The following is a 20,042-nucleotide window of genomic DNA, read 5'->3' on the forward strand; positions in this document are numbered from 1 at the left end:
CCTGAATAGGCTTCTTCTGCGCCTCGCGCGCAATTTCAATGTCCGATTTATAGCTCATTGGGCAAAACCCCCGGTTGAATTCCATGCAAACCGGCGCAGCTGGGCCGGTGCTGGTCAATCCATACCGTTGTGTACAATCCCGATGGATAGAGATTCCGACATATTCAAGCCATGAAACGGCGTAGCGTCATTTCACCGGTTTCAAATCGAAAACGCTTTACGCTTAAGGCGCCCACGCCCGCTGATCTGGCACGAACAGGCTCATCTGGTCCCCCAACCGCAGCTGTCCGGGTCGTTCCACCCACGCAGTCACGCCCCTTCGGCCCTGTGCTGCGGGCTTGAAGGACGCCCCGTACCCGGGTTGATCGGCTTCGATCTCACGACCGGGAATGACGCAGGGGCGGTTTTCCATATCCACGGTTATCGTGACACCGTCGCGGCCCTGCAAACGCGAGGATGGCGGAAGATGTGTAAAGTCCGGAATGCCGCGCAACAAGATGCTGACGCCCAGAAACGAAGGGTCCAGCCGATCCAGCCCCATCTCTTTAGCAGTGGCGTCCATTTCCTCGGCGGACAGAACCGACAATTGGCGCACGTTGCGGATTTCGGTGCCTTGCGGATACAGATTCTTGACCCTGACACATGAGGTCCGGTTTAGACCCTCGTGCCGCTCGCCTTTGTCCCCTGAGAAATCCAGATCCAAAACATCGACCGCTTTGGCCCGGATCGAGCCACCCGCGGGCACGTGACCCAGCCAAACAACTTCACCCGTGAACTCTGTTTCTCGCAATACCGGCATTTGAAATCCCCTTCGGCTGCGGGCCGTCAAAATCGTACTAAAAGTCAAACCAGTCCATTTGAAAAGCTGAAAAGAAAAGACCCGGGACTTGGCCCGGGTCTGATTTCTTTATGCCGATGGTTCTGGCTCCATCCCACCGTCGGGCGGGGTCTTTTTGACCTTGGTCTTGGGAATGGCGGTAACGCTGGGCGCGCTGCCTTCATCCGGCTTATCACCCTCGTCATCACCATCGGTCGGCGATTCGCCATTCATGACGCGCTTGATCTCGTCCCCGGTCAGAGTTTCGTATTCCAGCAAGCCTTGCGCCAGACGTTCCCATTCCTCGTTCTTGTCGGACAGGATCTTGTGCGCGCGCTCATAACCCTGCTGGATCAGGCGTTTCACCTCTTCCTCGATCAGCTCTTTGGTATGCGCTGAAACCGAGAAGCCAGCAGTGTTGCCCGAATAGCCGTCATGCGCCTCGGCATAATCAATGTTGCCGACCTTGTCAGACATACCCCAGCGCATCACCATGGCCCGCGCCAACTGGCTGGCCTGCATGATGTCACCGGCGGGGCCGTTCGAGACGTGATCTTCACCGTATTTGATCACCTCGGCGGCTTTGCCTGCCATGGTCATGGCCAGCTTTTGCTCGCATTCGTCGCGGTGATAGTTCAGACGGTCCATTTCCGGCAACGACACCACCATACCCAACGCGCCACCGCGCGGAATGATGGTCGCCTTGTAGACCGGATCGCAAAGCGGTAGCGACAGACCAACGACCGCGTGACCAGATTCGTGATAGGCGGTCTTTTCCTTCTGGTCTTGCGTCAGCACCATCGAACGGCGCTCGGCCCCCATCATCACTTTGTCCTTGGCGTTCTCAAAGTCCTCCATGGTGACAAAGCGACGGCCAACGCGCGCCGCCATCAGTGCGGCCTCGTTCACGAGATTCGCCAGATCAGCGCCCGAGAAGCCCGGAGTACCACGCGCGATGATGCGCAGGTCGACATCGGGGCCCAGAGGCGTCTTGCGCGCGTGCACGCCCAGGATCTTCTCACGGCCTTTGATGTCGGGGTTGCCGACAGTTACGTTGCGGTCAAAACGACCGGGGCGCAGCAGCGCAGGGTCCAGAACGTCCTTACGGTTGGTGGCCGCCAGAATGATCACACCCTCATTGGCTTCGAACCCGTCCATCTCAACCAGCAATTGGTTGAGCGTCTGCTCGCGTTCATCATTCCCGCCGCCGTAACCGGCACCACGATGGCGACCGACGGCGTCGATTTCGTCGATGAAGACAATACAGGGCGCATTCTTTTTAGCCTGTTCGAACATGTCACGCACTCGGGATGCACCGACACCAACAAACATCTCAACAAAGTCAGAGCCTGAGATGGTGAAGAACGGCACACCCGCCTCACCAGCAATCGCACGCGCAAGCAGCGTCTTACCGGTGCCCGGAGGGCCAACCAGCAGCGCGCCTTTCGGGATCTTGCCGCCTAGGCGGCTGAACTTCTGCGGGTTACGCAGAAATTCCACGATCTCTTCCAGCTCTTCCTTGGCCTCGTCGATACCTGCGACATCGTCAAATGTCACGCGGCCATGCTTTTCGGTCAGCATCTTGGCCTTGGACTTGCCAAAGCCCATCGCGCCGCCTTTTCCACCGCCTTGCATCCGGTTCATGAAATAGACCCAGACACCAATGAGGAGCAGGAACGGCAGCAGCGTGATCAGGAACGACTGGAAACCGGATTGCTGCTGTTTCTCGGCGCGAACGGGAATGTTCTCGTCGATCAGCAGTTTGGTGACCTCGGCATCGCCGGGTTTGATGGTGACATAGTTGGCACCGCTTTGCGTGGTATAGCGAATCTGTTCGCCATCCAGGGTCACATTCTTGACTTCGTCGGCTTGAACGGCGGTTACGAAATCAGAATAAGTTCTTTCATTGCTCTGAAGTGTCCCGCCTGGTCCGCTGAACAAATTGAACAGTGCAAGGATCAGCAAAAACAGAACGACCCAGAAGGCGATGTTACGAGCGTTGCCCAAGGAAAGTCTCCCAAAAGATTTCGGCAGATGGGGGTCTGCCGGGTTGCTCTATAAAATAGAGATGATTCAAGGAGGTTCAATGCGATAAAAAAGAAGAATGAAACTCGGGCGTTCCGGGGGCCAATTCAGCCGTCCATCCATTCAACAATCTGGCGGTTGGAGCTGACACCAGTTCATCCCCCAGCCAAACAGCGGGTGAAGCCAACAAGACCTGACGTGGTTTACCCAAGTCCCGCCAATCTGGAACCCTAGGCAGGCCCTGCTCGCCTAATGGTCGGATTTGCACGCCAGCAGTCGAAGGTCCTGACAGAATCCATCGCTTGTCCCACAGCTCGCCGGGCCGCGCGATTTCGCCCTGAACCGCGTTTAGCTCTCTGCAAATCCACGTTTTATTGACCTTTGGGACAAACAAACAGCCATTGATCGACGTAACGGTGCCCTCTTCAACGGCCTTCACAGCCTGATCCACCGACGTTTGGCGAGGTGGATACCCCGCTCCGGCGATCCACGCGATGCAACCGATCACAAGCCGGCGCTGGATTTCCTGAGGCAAAGACTGAAAGGCGGTGCGATCCAAGCAAACATCACCGGTTTCCACCACGGCGATTTTTCGGGCGGATTCCTGCGTAAAACGCTCCAATGCCTCACGCGCCTGCGCAAGGTTTTCTGCGACTCGAGTCAAAGAACTGGCCGTGATCCCCAAATCCTTGAGGTCAGACAAGGCCTGCCGTGCCTTGATCCGGTCAAACCGGAGGTCCTGATTCGATGGATCTTCGATCCAGCCAACTCCCTCACCAGACAGATAGCCACGCAATGCTTGCCTTGTTATACCCAGCATCGGCCGCAACATCGTCACGCCATCCAAAATCCGTTCAACCGGCATGCCCGACAGACCCGTAACACCAGCTGCGCGACCCAGTCGCATCAGGAAGGTTTCGGCCTGATCATCCGCGGTGTGGCCTAACGCAATCGCGCTGATCGCATTGCGTGTGGCCCATTCGGTCAACATCCGATAACGCGCCTGTCTGGCCTGATCCTGAAGGTTCCCCTGACCGGCCCACCCTGTCCATTTCAACGTTTGATGCGGGATACCCAAACACGCGGCAAGCTCGCTTACTTTCTGCGCTTCGACTGCGGAATCGGGGCGCAAACCGTGGTCAACGGTCGCTGCGAACAGCTTAACCTGCTCGTTTTGGGCAATATCATTCAACAGCAAAAACAGAGCGACAGAATCGCCCCCGCCAGAGACAGCCACACCCAGACGCGAAGGAAGGGTCTTGGGTAAACGCGCCCGAATCTCGGCCCGCAGTTCTTCAGCGTTTTCGGTCAAGAACAGCCCAGGCTTGCCATTTCCTGTGTGGCATTGGTGGCCGAGGCCGAAGACGGGAACCGCACGCCCACCTCGCCCAGAGTGATGCAAGCCTGATCGGTCTGACCCAGACGCCCCAGCGCCGAGCCCAACTCAAACAGCGCCTCGGGTGCGAATGCACCTTCGGAATCGCCGGTAAAGCTGGCCAGAAAGGCCCGCGCGGCCTCACGCGTGTCACCGATTCCAACAAGCGCGCGCCCCCGCTTCAGGTTGGCTTCGGGGGCCAGCGGACTGCCGGGATACGAGCTTTCGAATGTGGCGAGCTGATCCGCTGCGGCCTGATAGTTGCCATCTGCCAGGGCCTGTGATGCCGCATCAAAGTCCGCGCGCTCACCCACTGCAAGTTCACCTTGCTCAGTCGGGGCCGGTGCCGTCGGGGTAGTAGGTGTTGTCGGTGCCGCAGCTGTGATTTCGGTTTCGCCACCCAAGGTCGAGGTCTCGCCAAGCGTGCTGAGATCGCCACCTTCCAACTCAACCAAGCGGAATTCCAGATCGCCGATCCGGTTGGTCCCGTCAGTGACGATGTTTTGCACACGCTGGTTCAACTGCTCGGTCTGGCGGGTCAGGCGCTGCAATTCAGCCTCAATGGCGTCAACACGCTCCAGAACGGAACTACCAGCCAGATTGGGTGCCGGAGATCCGGTGGTTGAAAACTCGCGCTTGAGGCGCTGAACCTCGACGTGCAGCACCGTTAGCTCCTGACGGATATCCGCCAGGGTTTGCTGATCCTGTGCACTTGCCACGCCCGCAGTCGCCACGACCGCAGCCAGAACCCATCCTGCAATTCGCATCATCTTACCCCAAAGTTGAACCGGTCAGGACCGTCACCGAACGACGGTTTTTGGAATAGCATTCCTCGGTGCTGCAAATCTCGATCGGGCGTTCCTTGCCGAAACTAACCGTGGTCAAACGGTTGCCGGCAACCCCACGTGAAATCAGGTATTCACGCGCCGCATTCGCGCGACGCGCGCCCAGGGCCAGGTTATACTCGCGCGTACCCTGTTCGTCCGCGTGACCCTCGATCGTGGCGACGAAATCCGTATTGGCCAGCAGCCAGTCTGCCTGTCCCTGCAATATCGTCTGCGCCTGCCCGGTCAGGGTCGACTGATCAACCTCAAACAACACGCGGTCACCAACAGTTTGCTGGAAATAGGCCGGTGACTGGGGGTCGCTGGGCGAACCCGGCAGGATCGAACCGTTACCGCCCGCGCCACCGCCCAGTGCTGAAGGATCGTTATTGGTACAGGCGGCCAGTACACTTAGCACGCCCAATGCTATGACTTTGCTCAATACATTCATTTCAGGTGCCTCGTCGTTTTATTGCTTTATTGCTGTCTCTGTTATCACAGTGCAGGAATTTTGTGAACTTTTCCAACCCCCTGCCCCGATCACTTCTGTAGTGGCCCCCAAGATGGATCGCTGCCGCCATCCGGTGTACGCACCGGGCGCAGATTCCGACCCGAGATATCCACCGAATACAGTGTCGCCCGTCCGCTTGCGCCCTGCGATTCACGGGTGAACATGATGACACGCCCGTTCGGCGACCATGTTGGCCCCTCATCCAGAAAGGACGAGGTCAGCAGGCGTTCCTCGCTGCCGTCTGTCCGCATGACGCCGATATGGAACCGACCCTTGTTCTGTTTGGTAAAGGCGATCAGGTCACCACGCGGCGACCAGACCGGTGTACCATACCGCCCCTGTTTAAAGCTGATGCGGGTCGCCTCTCCGCCATTTGCGGGCATGATGTACAGTTGAGGTGTGCCAGAGCGGTCGCTTTCGAACACGATCTGCGACCCGTCCGGGGAATAGCTGGGCGCGGTCTCAATGGCAGGTGTGTTCGTCAGGCGCACGCTTTGGCCCGAGGCCAGATCCATTTTCCAAAGGTCTGTGTTGCCGCCCTGAATCAGCGAATAGACGATGGAGCGGCCATCCGGCGAAAAGCGCGGCGAAAAACTCATGGTGCCGTCTTGTGTCTTCAATTCGGTCCGTTTGACGCGATCAACGTCCAAAACATAAATGCGCGGCTGACCGGTTTCATAGCTGGTGTACAACAGCCGATCGCCCGAGGGCGAAAAGCGTGGTGCCAGAACAATCGCAGCGCTGTCGGTGAGGTACTGAACGTTCGCGCCGTCGTAGTCCATGATTGCCAGACGCTTCAGACGCTGGTTCTTGGGGCCGCTTTCGGACACAAACGCGACGCGGCTGTCAAAGTAACCGCTCTCGCCGGTCACTCGGGTATAAACCTGATCGGCCACTTTGTGTGCCATGCGCCGCCAGCCATCTGTGGTGCCGGAAAACTGCAGACCATTGCCCAATTCCTGACCCGAGAATACGTCCCAAACGCGAAATCGAACAGTCAGGCGCTTGCCCGAGACGTTGACAGCACCTGTCACCAAGGCCTCGGCATTGATGGCCTTCCAATCGGCAAATTGCACAGGGGCTTCGAAACTGCTGACCCGGCTGATGAATGCGTCTGAAGAAATTTCACGGAACAGCCCGGTTCCGGTCAGATCCGCCGCTACGACGCGCGATAAGTCGTTTGCGTATTGTGTGGCTGCTGGCCCGTCGGGCACGAAATTTGGCACCGCAAAAGGCAAGGGTTCAATAATCCCCTGATCCAGCTCAAGACGCAGGGGTCCGCTTTGCGCATACACTGGCGCTGCCAAAACTGTCAGGCCAAGCAAAAGGCTGGTCAGAAATCTCATCATTTGATCCGCATCCTCTCGGGATTGAATGTAATCTCAATATCCCGCCATTGATCGTATTTGTCAGTAGGCAGGGTGTATCCTTTGGCCCCGCAGCGCAAAATCGCTCGCCGGGCGGCCTCGTAGGCTTGTCTTGCAGACGCGTCAGTCCCGCCGGAACTGTCGATCATTTGCAGTGTACCGCCGAGCACCTTGCCATCCGGTGTCAGCGAGAACCCGACCACAACGACCGTTTGCAGTGCGTCCGTGGACAGAGAACCAACGTTCCAGCACTTCGACACAGCCAGTCGCATAGCATCCTTCTCACCCGCAGTCAGGGGTGGGCCAGACGGTTCGCTGCTCTGCCCCAGCGCCTCGGCCAGTGCGTCGTTGATCGCGGTTTCATCACTTGGCGCGGGCTCTGGTTCGGTCGGTTCTTCGGTCTCGGCCACTTCAGGCTCTGCCGGGGGCGTCGGTCGGTTCGGTCGCACCAGCGGACGCGGAGAGCTGCGCGGCGCATATTCCTTGGCTTCTTCCGCCTCGGTCACGATTTCATCCGTGGCCTCTTCGGGTGCCGTTTGATCCTGCTGTTCTTGCTGAGTTTCAGCTCCCTCGTCCAGCGATACAGCCGGGGATTCAATATCATCTGGTGCGGCTTCAGGCGGCGGCGGCGCGACAGGTTCAGGCGCTACTTTATCCGCAGGCCGCGGCTGTGCCTCGGGCCCTGGCGGGGTGGGCAAAACGACGGCCTCGGGTTCTGGGGGGGCCAATTCTGGGGGCTGTTCGATCACGACCGGTTCGGGTGGGGGGGCCAGTGGTTCTGGTTCCAGCTCTGGCTCTGGTTCATTTGGCTCAGACACTTCAGGTGTCGGAGGTTCCTGCTCCACCGGTTCAGGGGTGGGGATTTCCTCTTCGGGCGCATCGGGCTGTTGCAGGGCAGTTGGCGTAGGCAGCTCAGGCGCCTCACTCTGAGCCGTCATTGCTGCGAACTGTTCAGCCGAGATCACCGAGATATCCTGAACAGGCATAGGCAATGGTTCGGACCGAAAGGTGCCGCCAAACAAAGCCCACGAAATCAAACTGACATGGGCAATTGCCGAGATCTTGGTGCCGGTATCCACCGCGCGGCCTCACTCTCCACCTTCGTCCAGCGCGGGGCCGCCGGTGTCGGTCACCAGCCCCACATTGGAAAACCCACCTGCATTCAGCGCACCCATAACCTGCATAACCTGCGCATAAGGGATCGCACCATCCGCGCGCAGGAACACCCGGTCACTGCTGCGTTCTGCCGCAATGGCGCGCAGCTTGCCAATCAACTCTTCGCGGGCAACATCGGTGGTTTGAATCTGAATGCGCCCTTCTGCAGTCATCGTGACTGTCAGCGGTTCTTCGTTATCGCCCGGCAATGCGCTTGCCGCCGTCTTGGGTAAGTCCACCGGCACGCCAACGGTTAGCAGCGGTGCCGCAACCATAAAGATAATCAGCAACACCAACATAACGTCTACAAAAGGCGTCACGTTGATCTCGGCCATCGGCTGCGCCCGCCCGCGACGACGGCCGCGTCTGCGCCCGTTCCCGCCTCCGTTCTGCTGAACCGCCGCACCCATCTTAGCTGTCCAACTGACGCGACAGAATGGTGGCGAACTCGTCGGCAAAAGCCTCGTAGCCAGCCACGATCCGATCACTGTCTGAACTGAGCTTGTTGTAGAAAATTACCGCCGGGATCGCAGCCAACAGACCCAGGCCCGTGGCCAAAAGCGCTTCGGCAATGCCGGGTGCCACAACGGCCAGGTTGGTGTTTTGCTGCTCTGCAATCTCAATAAACGCGTTCATGATGCCCCAAACGGTCCCGAACAGGCCAATGAACGGCGCGGTCGAGCCCACCGTCGCCAAAATGGGCAAACCTTTTTGCAATGTCTCGGACTCTTTGGCGATTGCCACGTCCATCGAACGGTCAATCCGCGCAGTGGCTCCCGCGATCAGCCCGCCATCCGTTCGGTGCGACCTGCGCCATTCGATCATGCCAGCGGCAAAAATCTTCTCGGAACTGCCGTCGGGCTGCGATCCGATATGTTCGAACAGCTCGTCCAGCGGGTTGCCGGACCAAAAGGCCTCGTCAAACACCTGCGCCTCTCGGCGGGCCGCGCGATAGTTGATCAATTTCTGAATGATAATCGCCCAAGACCAGATGGATGCAGCGATCAGCATCAACATCACCAGTTTGACGACAAAGGTCGCGCGGGCATACAGCCCCCACATGGAGAAATCGATCTCCTGCGCCAGCGCCAGCGTTTCAGCTTCCATGAACCTGCTCTTTGTTTTTTGCCTGACGGCCGTTCGTTTGGCCTTGTTTTTCCAAACGCTATCGCAGTTGGTTACGAAAAGCCAACATAACCACCCCAGACCAACAAATTGTTACATCAATGCGCGAATCTCTGCCGGAAGGCGGACCGGCTTGCCCTGCGCATTCATGCAAACAGCAGTCACCGAGGCGCGGAAGATCTCGGTCTCCCCCCTCTTGACCAGCTGGCCCATGGTCAGCCGCACACCAGAGATTGACGACAGCCATGTTTCAACGATCAGCTCATCATCGAACTTCGCGGGCGCGACGTAATCCGCCTCGATCCGGCGCACGACCCAGACGATCCCGCCATCGCGCATCGCGTTCTGATCATTGCCCAGACGGCGCACATAGTCAGATCGCGCGCGTTCGATAAACTTGAGGTAATTCGCGTGGTATACGACCCCGCCCATATCGGTGTCTTCATAGTAGACCCGGATCGGGAAGATATGCTTGTGGGGCGCATCAGCTTCATTGGCCATGATATCAGGTCCGGTCTCTCAAATATGTAACGCGCGGGGCAAATCCTGCTCTGAAACAGATGCATGGTTGTCGCGGTTCCTGCAATCCCTTGTGGGGACAAAGTTCCCACCTTCCCAAGTCCGCTATCGAAATTCGAAGATTTGCCCTCTAGGCTTTCATACATACCAAGTGAATCCGACAGGAGTTTCAATGGCTAAAGGACCAAAAGAAGAGAGGATGTTCTTTCTTCCAGTCCTTCAGGGCGTCTTGCCATTCAACCGCGCGACCTTGCCTGCGGAAATTTTGGCAGGGCTGACTTTTGCCTGCCTCGCGATCCCCGAGGTCATGGGCTATACCAAAATCGCAGGCACGCCGGTTGTGACTGGGTTGTACACCATCCTTGTCCCAATGGCGCTGTTCGCGCTGTTCGGTTCGTCCCGCCATCTTGTGGTGGGTGCGGATTCTGCCACGGCGGCGATTACGGCCTCGGCCCTGGCTGGCATGGCAGTGTCGGGTTCGTCCGAGTATCTGGCGTTGGCGTCCCTGTTGGCGCTGATGGCCGCAGTTTTGTTGATCGCCGCACGCCTCATCGGCTTGGGGTTTTTGGTTGATTTCCTATCCCGGACAGTTCTTGTCGGGTTCCTGACAGGCGTGGGCATTCAGGTCGCAACCGGTGAAATACCGGGGCTTTTGGGGATCGAAAGCGACGGTCACGGGACCATCACCAAGCTTCAGGCAACCATTCAGAACATCGACCAGACAAGCTGGCCCACATTGGCGGTGGCGGCGGCGGTTTTGCTGATCGTCGTCGGATGCCGGCAGCTGTCACCGAAACTACCCGGCCCGTTGTTCGCCATACTTGGGGTAATGCTGTGCAGCTGGGCGTTCCAATTCGCCGCATCCGGCATCGCGGTACTGGGCTCGGTTCCCAGCGGCTTGCCTGCGCTCTCTGTCCCGAACGTGGACTGGAGCTGGACCCTATTCAAACAATTGCTGCCAACCGCGCTGTCCATCTTCGTTGTGATCTTGGCCCAAAGCGCCGCAACTTCGCGAGCTTATGCCGCACGATACGAAGAGAAATTCAGCGAGAACACGGACCTTGTCGGGCTGGGTCTGGCCAATCTGGGGGCGGCATTCACCGGCACTTTTGTGGTAAATGGCAGCCCGACAAAAACCGAGATGGTGGCCAGCGCCGGTGGTCGCAGTCAGGTGGCACAACTGACGACCGTCTTGATCGTCTTGGTGGTCATCCTCTTCTTGACGGGCCCACTTGCCTACTTGCCCTATGCGGCGCTGTCTGCCGTCGTGTTTCTGATCGGTGTGAAACTTATCGACCTGAAAGGCCTGATTGCAATCTACAGGCAAGCCCGGTCCGAATTCTGGATTGCTGTCGCCACGGCTGCAGTTGTCGTTATCGTTGGGGTCGAACAAGGCATCATCTTTGCAATGGTGCTGTCATTGATCGACCATACCCGCCGTGGGTACCGCCCCAAAAATTCAGTGATCGTCAAAACCAAAGACGGTGGTTGGCATTCGAAACCCATTACTGCACCGAACCAATTCGAACCTGGGCTTGTAATCTATCGCTTCTCTCACAGCCTGTATTACGCGAATGCACAGCGGCTTTCGGATGAGATTGCGACAATCACCCGTGATTCAGATAACAAAGTACGTTGGTTCTGTATCGAGGCTTCGGCCATTGATGACGTGGATTTCACGGCAGGCTATACGCTGCGCAATGTTCTAAAGATCCTGCAGGCAAAGAACATCAAGATGGTTTTCCTACTGGTCGACCCCCACGTGCGGTCAGAGCTGGACAGATACGGGGTTACGGGTTTGGTGGGTAGTGATGCCTTTTACGACGCGGGAAGCGACCTATTGACTGCCTTTCAACACCGAAACGACTCCAAATCGTAGATAGCCTCTATCGGTCTTAAGACTACGCCTGCAACCGCGCGAACAGTCGCAAAGCGTGCGCCGGATCCTGCGAAGCTCCGGGCAATACCGGATCGTATGCTGCGCGGATCAACCCGGCGATCTCCGGGCGCAAGATCGTCGCCTCGCCCGCGACCGCCAGCGGCGACTGCGTTCGAAAAGCGGTGTCGGACCACAACAGGATGGTCTGTACTACCTGACTAAGTGCCAGAGTCTCAGCCGGAACCTTGGACAGCTCTTCGTCCATTCGCAGAAAAACAAACGCGGCCCGGATCGCACCGTCTTCCTCAAAGCGGAACACCCGGTATTGATTTGCATCCGCCGCGATCAGTCGGTCGACTAACGGCGCAAGATCGGGAACCAGCCGATCCAGATCGGGAACTTCCAGCAGTTCCTTCCAGTCGCGGAAAAAGAACACCATGCAATTCGCACCTAGTTCCGGGTCCGTCTCGGCCATTTTATGATCGGCCAAGCTGACTACGGCCTCAAATGCGCCCTTGATGGTGGTCAGAGTTTCCTCCTCGACCCCAAAGACGATGGGCACGATGGGCCGACCCCAACGCGCGAACAGAAACTCTCCGCTTTCACGGGTGAACAACGACTGAATGTCTTCGGGGGTCACGCCCAATCCTTCATCTTTTCGAAAATACTCTCACCGAAGGCATAAAATCTAAAGGCCTCAGCTTCAACCAAACAGATCGCTCTGGCCCTTTGGTGCCGCCATTCCCAGATGCGTCCAAGCCTTCTGCGCCAACATCCGACCGCGCGGCGTGCGCTGGATCAGACCTTGCTGCAACAAATAGGGCTCGATCACTTCCTCCAGCGAATCGCGACTTTCCGACAACGCAGCCGACAGAGTCTCAATCCCGACCGGACCACCGGCATAGTTCTCAGCGATCAGCTTGAGGTATCGCCGGTCGGCACCATCCAAGCCCAGGTTATCCACACCCAACCGCGTCAGCGCGCCATCCGCCAGATCCAGGGTGATACGTCCATCGCCCTCGACGATGGCAAAATCCACCACCCGTCGCAGCAATCGCCCCGCGATCCGCGGGGTCCCGCGCGATCGGCGCGCGATCTCTCTGGCGCCCGCATCATCAGCAGGCGCGCCCAGTTTGCGGGCGTTGCGCGTAACGATCTCGTGCAACTCGTCCACTGTGTAGAACTGCAACCGCGTCGGAATGCCAAATCGGTCGCGCAAAGGCGTCGTCAGCAATCCCATTCGTGTGGTCGCACCAACCAAAGTAAATGGCTGCAGCTCAATCCGGACTGTGCGCGCCGCCGGACCTTCACCGATCACCAGGTCCAGCTCAAAATCCTCCATCGCCGGATACAGAACCTCTTCGACGGCCGGGTTCAGACGGTGGATTTCGTCGATGAACAGCACATCGCGGGATTCCAGATTGGTCAGGATCGCCGCCAGATCACCCGCCTTGGCCAGAACCGGCCCCGAGGTCATGCGGAAATTCACCCCCAACTCGCGCGCCATGATTTGCGCCAGCGTCGTTTTACCCAGACCCGGAGGGCCATGAAACAGCGTGTGATCCATCGCCTCGCTCCGCATACGCGCGGATTGGATGAAGATGCGCAGATTAGCCCGCGCCTCGGCCTGACCGATGAATTCGTCCAGCCCCTGCGGACGCAGGGCGCGGTCGTTATCCTCGGGCAAGGGCTCGGGGCGCAATGTGGGATCGGCGTCTACCATTCAGTTACCCTTTCGGAGCCAGCAACTTGAGTGCCGCCCTGATCAATTCAGCCTCGCCTGCATCCGGCAAGCTGGCGGCCGCTTCGGCCACGGCCGAGGCCGCCTCGGATGGTCCGTACCCCAAATTGCCAAGGGCTGACAGTGCCCCCGCCGAAGCTGCGGCAGACCCCGAGGCAGGTTTGGGCGCCCGCTTGGGCACTTGCGCCGGTTCAGACAACTCAACAACATCCAGCCCGGGGCCGTCCATCGCTTCGGTCACGGTCCCGCCCATAGCCATCACACCCGGCGCCTTGTCTTTTAGATCCAGCACGATCCGCTGTGCCGTCTTTGGGCCCACGCCTTTCGCCGCTTTGACGGCACCCCAATCCCCAAGCGCAATGGCCCGACTGACCCCATCCGGACCCAGCGCGGACAGAATGGCAAGCGAGACCTTGGCCCCAACGCCCTGAACCGAACACAGCAGGCGATGCCATTCCTTTTCGACCAGGGACAAAAACCCAAAAAGCTGCATCAGATCCTCGCGCACCACCATATCGGTATAGATCGAGACAGCCTCGCCAACGCCCGGCAGCGCGGCCATGGTCCGGTCCGAGCAGTAAACGAGGTACCCGACCCCACGCACGTCGATCAACACGTGATCCGCTGCGCGATAGTCCAATCGTCCGGTCAGTTTTCCGATCATGCCCGCACCTCTTTCACGCGCGCCTGCGGCGCTGCGCCGTAATATGAATGACAGATGGCAATCGCCAGCGCATCCGCCGCATCCGCCCCCTTGGGTTTACAGCCCGGCAGTTGCAATTTGACCATATGAAGAACCTGCTCTTTCTCGGCATGCCCAACGCCCACAACCGTTTTCTTAACCCGGTTGGGCGCGTATTCACCCACGGGCAGCCCTGCTTGCGCCAGCGTCAACAACGCCACACCGCGTGCCTGACCCAGCTTCAGCGTACCAGCACCATCCTTGTTGACGAAGGTCTGTTCGATGGCCGCCTGATCGGGCTGATGTTCTGCAATGACTTCAACGATTTGATTGTACAGAGACAGCAAACGCTCGCCCAAATCGTCCCCGTCAGACTTGCACAGTCCGTTGGCGACGTGGCTCAGGCGGCTGCCATGCGATTCGATGACGCCCCATCCCAGGGTCCTAAGCCCCGGATCAATGCCCAAAATCCGCATATTTCGCCTCGGCCTGCTCGAGTTTTTGTGATCTTTTTTACGGATTAGCACGAAGCGTGAACATTTTCCAAGCGAATTGACAGAGAGCACAAAAACGACAGACCTGTTTCACAGGCGACAAAACGGCCAGTTTGCGACAGTCAAAAGCCTGAAATCGACACGTTTCATGAAGCAAAAATGGCCAATAAATTAAGGGGTTCTAATGAATCTTGAGCTCTGCAAAAAACGCATAGGACAGTTGCAATTTCCGCACTTGCACAGCCGATTTGGCAGCACTAGATGCCGCTCAGATCGAACGATCAAAACGTAAACTTAAACCAGAAGGAAACAGGATATGGCTGCACTGGACACCACCCGCACCACCACCGGCTCATTCGGCCTCGTCGGCCGTATCGGCGCATATTTCGCATCGGTCGTGAACGCCGTTGTCGAATGGAATGACGCACGCGTGACGCGTAACACGCTGAGCGGTCTGACAGATCGCGAGCTGGAAGATATCGGACTGTGCCGTGGCGATATTGACGTCGTGGCCGATGGTCGTAGTTAAGATTTAGTACACCCACTCATATGCCTCTTCCCTCCCTCGGGGGCAAAGCAGAACGCCGCGCATGCAGAATGCGCGGCGTTTCTGATTCATTGGCCTGATGTCAGGGCAGCAGCCGTGCCAGCTGTTCCGAAAGCATCAGCGACACCGGGTCGATTTGCATCACCCAGGCACCGGCTTGTTCAACCGAGGTGCCCTCGTTCAATGCGTCAACCCTGTATTGATAGCCCGAAGGCCCAAGGCTGGTGAGCAAGAACGTCTTGAATGCAAACAACCCAAGCAGACACATCAGTAGAACCTTAAGGGGTAAAGCTGACTTCACCCTCTGCGGTTTCATCACCACCAACCCGTCCTTGCGCATCGTCGCGCGATAGCCACGACTTAGTTTTGCGTGTTTCTTGCTCAGGCGATTCACGCGCTGATCAAATTCCAGTTGTTTTCCCGTCATGGCAGCCTCCAAACCGCCCCCCGATTCCAGGTTAAGACGGTAAAAACAGAATGCGACAAAATCGAGGCAAAACTCCAGAAAGCTCCAGCAAATGGCCCAAATTTAGCCCTGTTTGCTTAATATTAGCGTCGTCCACTCACCAATTTGGTCACTTTTCTCTAAATTGAACCCGTTTTGTAGATAAACGGAGACCACATCATCGGCTTGTTCGTTAAGGATTCCGGACAGAATTGCGTACCCACCGACGCGCAGATTCGCTGCGATTTCGGGGGCAAGAGCAACCAGTGGCCCCTTAAGGATATTTGCGAAAATCAGATCGTAGGGTGCGATCGCGCCCAGCTCGGGATGATCAAAGCCCGCCGCTTCCACGCAGCGGACCTTGCCTGCCATGCCATTGGCCTTCAGGTTGGCTTCGGCGACATCAACGGCCACTTCGTCGATATCACTGGCGATGATCTCACCTTCCCAGACCCGCGCGGCCGCCATGGCCAGCACGGCGGTGCCGCAGCCGATATCGGCCACTTTGGTCGCCGTGAACCCTTGGCTCAGAAGATGGTCCAGCGCCTTTAGGCATCCCAACGTGGTGCCGTGGTGACCGGTGCCAAAGGCCATTGCAGCCTCGATCAGCAGTGGGATACGTCCCTCGGGCAGTTTGTCAGCGTCGTGGCTGCCATAGACAAAGAACCGTCCAGCATCGACCGGGGCCAATTCCCGGCGCACATGGGCCACCCAATCCGTATCGGGCAGTTCTGACACAACAAAAGGCTTGGCCTCAAACGCGGCGGCTAGAACGGCCAGAGCGGTTTCGTCCGGAGTTTCCGTGAAGTACCCACCAACTTCCCAAAGGCCCGAGCCATCCTCGACCTCGAATACTCCAACGCCGGTTGGTTCCGGATCCAGACGCTCCATCGCTTCGCCCAGCCCTTCGGCAGCTTTTTTACCGGTCAGTGTAGTCAGCGCAGTGAATGTGGGCATGGGGGCCTCCTGTATCAATTGACACAGCGCCTATGGCGATGGCCCGCCAAGGTCAAGCATTGGCGCTTATTCGGCAGGTGCCGGCGCGTATTTCGACAAGATCGTTTCATTTCCCGGTTCTGGGTGGCGCGGGATCAGTAACGACAAACCCAACGAGATCATCGCCATCGCAGCGGCCAGTGCAAAGACTGCACCGGGCGAGATGACCCACAGCAGGCCCAGAAGCGCAGGAAGGAACACAGCGGCGATATGGTTGATCGTGAACGCAACGGCCGCAGTCGGTGCAATATCCGCAGGATCGGCGATTTTCTGAAAGTAGGTCTTCAGGGCAAGCGCTAATGCGAAAAGAACATGGTCGATCACATATAGGGTTGCAGCCAGAACCACGCCCCACCCGAACCAGTAGATACCGCCATAGGCCGCAAAAACGATCGCCAAGCCGGTGTATTCAAAGATTAGCGTGCGGCGCTCACCGAACAACGATACAGCCTTACCCAACATCGGAGCCGCCGCCATGTTGATCACCAGATTGATCAGATAGAGGCTGGTCAGCTCGTGCACTTCAAACCCAAATTTCTCGACCATCATGAAGCCCGCGAAGACAACAAAGATCTGCCGCCGCGCCCCGGCCATGAACTGTAGTGCGTAATACAGCCAGTAGCGACGACGCAGGATCAGTTTTTTGGTCTGTGGAGTTGGCGAGTCAAACTGCGGAAAAGCGAACAGACAGAACAGCGCCAACAGGGCGGTCACACCACCAGCGGCCATGAATACAACGTTGTAGGACAGATCAAACCGGTCCCAGGTCAGAACGATCAGGCCATAGACTACTGCCGTCGCGGCTGACCCCATGGCAACAAGCCAGCCCAATACCTGTGGCGCGCGGTCCTTGGGCAGCCATTGCAGCTGCAGCGACTGATTTACTGTCTCGTAATAGTGAAACCCGATCGAGCTGAAGAGGGTCACAAACAGCAACCCACCAAGGCTGGGAAACCATGCTGTCAACGCAGTTGCAACGCCCAGCATCATCAGCGAGATCATCGCCAGTACCTGCTCGCGCACGAAAATGATCACCGCGATCACGCCAACAGCAAGAAAACCAGGGATCTCCCGCACAGTGTGCAGTAACCCAATGTCGGCCCCGTCAAAATTCGCCACCTCGATGACGAAATTGTTCAACAGCGCGCTCCAAGCGTTGAAGGCAATCGGCATCGTCAGCGCCATGACGAACAAGAGCGTCACAGGGCGGCGCCAGAACGGAAGGCTCTGCGCCTCGGACAGGGGCATCGGTTTCAACATGGGACTCATCTACGCCCATTTTCAGATTTTGGCGAGGGCGAAGCAGCAGGCGCACAATCGGTCTGCGCTGATGCAGAGGTCAGTAGAAACTCTGCGGGTCGATATCCACGGTCAAACGCAGGTCGCCCTTAAGGCGCAAGGGCGCGATCCAGCGGGCAATCGCGTCCTGAATCGGGGCGCCCTTGGGTGCCTTGACCAGCAATCGCACGCGGTGTCTGCCGCGAATCCGCGCAATAGGCGCCGGAGCCGGGCCAAAGACTTGTGCCCCGATATCGCGCAGCGGCGCATCGTTGCGGGCCATTGCATTTCCGATATCAAAAACTGGCCCAACCTCAGGTCCAGACAGGACGATCCCTGCCATACGGCCGTATGGTGGCACACCCGCCGCCTGTCGTCCTGCGGCCTCGGCCTTCCAAAATCCTTCTTCGTCACCTGAAAGAATAGCGCGGATTACGGGATGCTCGGGCTGGAATGTCTGCAACAGGGCCTGCCCTGGCTTGTCCGCCCGGCCTGCCCGACCCGCGACTTGCCGCATCAACTGGAATGTCCGCTCAGCGGCGCGCAGGTCTGCCCCGTGCAGACTGAGGTCGGCATCGATTACCCCAACCAAAGTCAGATTGGGAAAGTTGTGCCCTTTGGCAACCAGCTGCGTACCGATGACGATATCGGCATCGCCCTCGGCAATCTCTTCGATCTTGGCTTTCAGGGCGCGGGCCGAGCCAAACAAATCGGAACTCAGCATCGCGATCTTGGCATCGGGAAACGTCGCCTCAGCCTCTTCAGCCAGCCGCTCGATCCCCGGACCGACCGGGGCCAGCTTGCCCTCGACCCCGCATGAGGGACATTCGTCGGGCATCGGCTTGGTCTCACCGCATTGGTGACACATCAGCCGTTTCAGAAACCGGTGCTCGACCATCCGCGCGTCGCAATGATCGCAGGCAATCTGTTCCCCACAAGCCCGGCACAGGGTCACCGGCGCATACCCACGGCGGTTGATGAACAGCAGCGATTGCTCGCCCCTCTCGATCCGCTGCATCACCGCCTGCCGCAAAGACGGAGAAATCCACGTCCCGGGTTGCATCTGTTCGGCCCGCATGTCGATGGGCTTCATCTCGGGCAACACCGCCGCCCCGAACCGCGAGGTCAGATCAACCCGGTCGTATTTTCCCGCCTCGGCGTTGGCCCAGCTTTCCAGCGAAGGCGTTGCGCTGGCCAATATCACCCGCGCGCCGCAAATGGCAGACCGCAGCACCGCCATGTCCCGCGCGCTGTAATGCACGCCGTCCTCTTGTTTGTACGAGGTGTCGTGTTCCTCATCGACCACCACCAAACCAAGGTTGCGAAACGGCAGGAACAAAGCTGACCGCGCACCAATCACCATTTGCGCATCCCCCTGCCCCACCATCCGCCAGACCCGGCGGCGTTCGGTCATGGTCGCGCCGGAATGCCACTCGGCTGGGCGTGCACCGAACCGCGCCTCAACTCGTGTCAGGAATTCCGCTGTCAGAGCGATCTCGGGCAGCAGAACCAAGGCTTGTCGGCCCATCCGCAGCGCCTCGGCAACAGCCTCCAAATACACTTCGGTCTTGCCCGAACCCGTCACGCCCTTAAGCAGCGTGGTTCCATATTCCCCGGACCGCTGGCCCTTCTGCAACTTCTCAACCGCCGCGGCCTGATCGTCGGTTAAAGCTTTGCCCGGCAAATCCGGATCCAGATGCGGATAGGGCAAATCGCGCGGGCTATCTTCTTCCCGTATAGCGCCCTGCTTGACCAACCCTTTGACGACCGAAGACGTCACTCCGGCCTGTTCGGCGAGTTCTTTCAGGGTGAACGCCAGCCCGCCATAGTTGCGGAGTACCTCCAGCACACGGGTGCGTGCGTCGGTCATCCGGTCCGGCTCGCCATTGCCCAGCCGATAAACCTTACGCATCGACGGCGGATCACCCAAACCCGGCGCCCGGGTTGCCAGCCGCAACATCGCGGGCATCGGCGTCAGGGTGTAATCAGCAACCTTCCCCAGAAACAGCCGCATTTCTTCGCGCATCGGCGCGACCTCAAGCACCCGGATCACGGATCGCGCCTTGTTCAGGTCGAACCCGCCCTGTCCCGGCCCCCAGACGACACCCAGTACTTTGCGCGGCCCCAGCGGAACCTCTACGAACGCCCCCAGAAAACAGCCCCCCTCGGGCGCCTTGTAATCCAGCGTCCGGTCCAGCGGTTGTGCGGTCAGAACCGCAACCAGCTCTCCTTGGTCGAAATACTCCTGAGTGCTCAACGCAT

General features: G+C 58.4%; 20 protein-coding genes. 2 read left to right on the forward strand and 18 right to left on the reverse strand.

The window, feature by feature from the left end:
* Positions 1–223 precede the first annotated feature (223 nt).
* The 10 genes from QMP16_RS12050 to ybgC all read right to left on the reverse strand — a co-directional run bounded on the left by QMP16_RS12050 (position 224) and on the right by ybgC (position 9,700).
* Complete coding sequence (locus QMP16_RS12050) at positions 224–799, reverse strand: MOSC domain-containing protein (RefSeq protein ID WP_282152574.1); 576 nt, start codon at positions 797–799, stop codon at positions 224–226.
* Between the two features lie 108 nt (positions 800–907).
* A complete protein-coding gene (gene ftsH / locus QMP16_RS12055) occupies positions 908–2,824 on the reverse strand; it encodes an ATP-dependent zinc metalloprotease FtsH (protein WP_058279522.1) in 1,917 nt (638 codons plus the stop codon).
* 76 nt (positions 2,825–2,900) lie between these two features.
* Entirely contained in the window at positions 2,901–4,154 is a 1,254-nt protein-coding gene (gene tilS / locus QMP16_RS12060) for a tRNA lysidine(34) synthetase TilS (protein WP_282152575.1), read from the reverse strand.
* Positions 4,151–4,984 carry a tol-pal system protein YbgF gene (gene ybgF / locus QMP16_RS12065; protein WP_282152730.1) on the reverse strand — a complete coding sequence of 278 codons (834 nt, stop codon included), beginning with the start codon at positions 4,982–4,984 and terminating at the stop codon, positions 4,151–4,153. Before ybgF ends, tilS begins: the two co-directional genes overlap by 4 nt.
* Positions 4,985–4,988: 4 nt before the next feature.
* The gene (gene pal / locus QMP16_RS12070; protein ID WP_108861019.1) at positions 4,989–5,492 is read right to left on the reverse strand and encodes a peptidoglycan-associated lipoprotein Pal; all 504 of its coding nucleotides are present in this window, start codon (positions 5,490–5,492) and stop codon (positions 4,989–4,991) included.
* Positions 5,493–5,581: 89 nt separating this feature from the next.
* Positions 5,582–6,901: a Tol-Pal system beta propeller repeat protein TolB gene (gene tolB, locus QMP16_RS12075; RefSeq protein ID WP_282120665.1), complete on the reverse strand. Its 1,320-nt coding sequence runs from the start codon at positions 6,899–6,901 to the stop codon at positions 5,582–5,584.
* On the reverse strand, positions 6,898–7,998 hold the full coding sequence (locus QMP16_RS12080; protein WP_282152576.1) for an energy transducer TonB family protein: 1,101 nt from the start codon (positions 7,996–7,998) through the stop codon (positions 6,898–6,900). Before QMP16_RS12080 ends, tolB begins: the two co-directional genes overlap by 4 nt.
* A 9-nt stretch (positions 7,999–8,007) precedes the next feature.
* The gene (tolR, locus tag QMP16_RS12085) at positions 8,008–8,484 is read right to left on the reverse strand and encodes a protein TolR (RefSeq protein ID WP_058273222.1); all 477 of its coding nucleotides are present in this window, start codon (positions 8,482–8,484) and stop codon (positions 8,008–8,010) included.
* A gap of 1 nt (position 8,485) precedes the next feature.
* Positions 8,486–9,181: a protein TolQ gene (gene tolQ / locus QMP16_RS12090; RefSeq protein ID WP_058279518.1), complete on the reverse strand. Its 696-nt coding sequence runs from the start codon at positions 9,179–9,181 to the stop codon at positions 8,486–8,488.
* A 111-nt stretch (positions 9,182–9,292) separates the two neighbouring features.
* Positions 9,293–9,700 carry a tol-pal system-associated acyl-CoA thioesterase gene (ybgC, locus tag QMP16_RS12095; RefSeq protein ID WP_058273220.1) on the reverse strand — a complete coding sequence of 136 codons (408 nt, stop codon included), beginning with the start codon at positions 9,698–9,700 and terminating at the stop codon, positions 9,293–9,295.
* Positions 9,701–9,890: 190 nt separating this feature from the next.
* Between ybgC and QMP16_RS12100 the strand changes: the two genes are divergently transcribed.
* A complete protein-coding gene (locus QMP16_RS12100) occupies positions 9,891–11,597 on the forward strand; it encodes a SulP family inorganic anion transporter (protein ID WP_282152577.1) in 1,707 nt (568 codons plus the stop codon).
* Positions 11,598–11,619: 22 nt separating this feature from the next.
* Here the strand turns inward: QMP16_RS12100 and QMP16_RS12105 are convergent, their stop codons facing one another.
* The 4 genes from QMP16_RS12105 to ruvC form a co-directional block, all read right to left on the reverse strand.
* A complete protein-coding gene (locus tag QMP16_RS12105; RefSeq protein WP_282120668.1) occupies positions 11,620–12,237 on the reverse strand; it encodes a hypothetical protein in 618 nt (205 codons plus the stop codon).
* A 63-nt stretch (positions 12,238–12,300) separates the two neighbouring features.
* Positions 12,301–13,320 carry a Holliday junction branch migration DNA helicase RuvB gene (gene ruvB, locus QMP16_RS12110; RefSeq protein WP_282152578.1) on the reverse strand — a complete coding sequence of 340 codons (1,020 nt, stop codon included), beginning with the start codon at positions 13,318–13,320 and terminating at the stop codon, positions 12,301–12,303.
* 4 nt (positions 13,321–13,324) lie between these two features.
* Entirely contained in the window at positions 13,325–14,002 is a 678-nt protein-coding gene (gene ruvA, locus QMP16_RS12115; RefSeq protein WP_282152579.1) for a Holliday junction branch migration protein RuvA, read from the reverse strand.
* Positions 13,999–14,496 (reverse strand): crossover junction endodeoxyribonuclease RuvC, encoded by a 498-nt coding sequence (ruvC, locus tag QMP16_RS12120; RefSeq protein ID WP_058273216.1) that lies wholly within the window; start codon positions 14,494–14,496, stop codon positions 13,999–14,001. Before ruvC ends, ruvA begins: the two co-directional genes overlap by 4 nt.
* Before the next feature lie 334 nt (positions 14,497–14,830).
* On the opposite strand from ruvC, the gene QMP16_RS12125 reads away from it, so the two are divergent.
* The gene (locus tag QMP16_RS12125) at positions 14,831–15,043 is read left to right on the forward strand and encodes a DUF1127 domain-containing protein (RefSeq protein ID WP_282152580.1); all 213 of its coding nucleotides are present in this window, start codon (positions 14,831–14,833) and stop codon (positions 15,041–15,043) included.
* Positions 15,044–15,143: 100 nt separating this feature from the next.
* Here the strand turns inward: QMP16_RS12125 and QMP16_RS12130 are convergent, their stop codons facing one another.
* The 4 genes from QMP16_RS12130 to QMP16_RS12145 form a co-directional block, all read right to left on the reverse strand.
* A complete protein-coding gene (locus QMP16_RS12130; RefSeq protein ID WP_109312601.1) occupies positions 15,144–15,488 on the reverse strand; it encodes a hypothetical protein in 345 nt (114 codons plus the stop codon).
* A gap of 102 nt (positions 15,489–15,590) precedes the next feature.
* Positions 15,591–16,463 carry a 50S ribosomal protein L11 methyltransferase gene (locus QMP16_RS12135; RefSeq protein ID WP_282152581.1) on the reverse strand — a complete coding sequence of 291 codons (873 nt, stop codon included), beginning with the start codon at positions 16,461–16,463 and terminating at the stop codon, positions 15,591–15,593.
* Positions 16,464–16,529: 66 nt separating this feature from the next.
* Complete coding sequence (locus tag QMP16_RS12140) at positions 16,530–17,762, reverse strand: MFS transporter (protein ID WP_282152582.1); 1,233 nt, start codon at positions 17,760–17,762, stop codon at positions 16,530–16,532.
* Between the two features lie 79 nt (positions 17,763–17,841).
* The gene (locus tag QMP16_RS12145) at positions 17,842–20,037 is read right to left on the reverse strand and encodes a primosomal protein N' (protein WP_282152583.1); all 2,196 of its coding nucleotides are present in this window, start codon (positions 20,035–20,037) and stop codon (positions 17,842–17,844) included.
* Between the last annotated feature and the right edge of the window lie 5 nt (positions 20,038–20,042).

The sequence above is a fragment of the Ruegeria atlantica genome (assembly GCF_947495585.1).
Classification (GTDB): domain Bacteria; phylum Pseudomonadota; class Alphaproteobacteria; order Rhodobacterales; family Rhodobacteraceae; genus Ruegeria; species Ruegeria atlantica_G.

Bases quoted from the DNA above. Each gene is read 5' to 3' on its own strand.
- QMP16_RS12050 (WP_282152574.1), bottom strand. From the start codon at position 799: ATGCCGGTATTGCGAGAAACAGAGTTCACGGGTGAAGTTGTTTGGCTG.
- ybgF (WP_282152730.1), bottom strand. From the start codon at position 4,984: ATGCGAATTGCAGGATGGGTTCTGGCTGCGGTCGTGGCGACTGCGGGC.
- pal (WP_108861019.1), bottom strand. From the start codon at position 5,492: ATGAATGTATTGAGCAAAGTCATAGCATTGGGCGTGCTAAGTGTACTG.
- tolB (WP_282120665.1), bottom strand. From the start codon at position 6,901: ATGATGAGATTTCTGACCAGCCTTTTGCTTGGCCTGACAGTTTTGGCA.
- tolR (WP_058273222.1), bottom strand. From the start codon at position 8,484: ATGGGTGCGGCGGTTCAGCAGAACGGAGGCGGGAACGGGCGCAGACGC.
- tolQ (WP_058279518.1), bottom strand. From the start codon at position 9,181: ATGGAAGCTGAAACGCTGGCGCTGGCGCAGGAGATCGATTTCTCCATG.
- ybgC (WP_058273220.1), bottom strand. From the start codon at position 9,700: ATGGCCAATGAAGCTGATGCGCCCCACAAGCATATCTTCCCGATCCGG.
- QMP16_RS12100 (WP_282152577.1), top strand. From the start codon at position 9,891: ATGGCTAAAGGACCAAAAGAAGAGAGGATGTTCTTTCTTCCAGTCCTT.
- ruvB (WP_282152578.1), bottom strand. From the start codon at position 13,320: ATGGTAGACGCCGATCCCACATTGCGCCCCGAGCCCTTGCCCGAGGAT.
- ruvA (WP_282152579.1), bottom strand. From the start codon at position 14,002: ATGATCGGAAAACTGACCGGACGATTGGACTATCGCGCAGCGGATCAC.
- ruvC (WP_058273216.1), bottom strand. From the start codon at position 14,496: ATGCGGATTTTGGGCATTGATCCGGGGCTTAGGACCCTGGGATGGGGC.
- QMP16_RS12125 (WP_282152580.1), top strand. From the start codon at position 14,831: ATGGCTGCACTGGACACCACCCGCACCACCACCGGCTCATTCGGCCTC.
- QMP16_RS12130 (WP_109312601.1), bottom strand. From the start codon at position 15,488: ATGACGGGAAAACAACTGGAATTTGATCAGCGCGTGAATCGCCTGAGC.
- QMP16_RS12135 (WP_282152581.1), bottom strand. From the start codon at position 16,463: ATGCCCACATTCACTGCGCTGACTACACTGACCGGTAAAAAAGCTGCC.
- QMP16_RS12140 (WP_282152582.1), bottom strand. From the start codon at position 17,762: ATGTTGAAACCGATGCCCCTGTCCGAGGCGCAGAGCCTTCCGTTCTGG.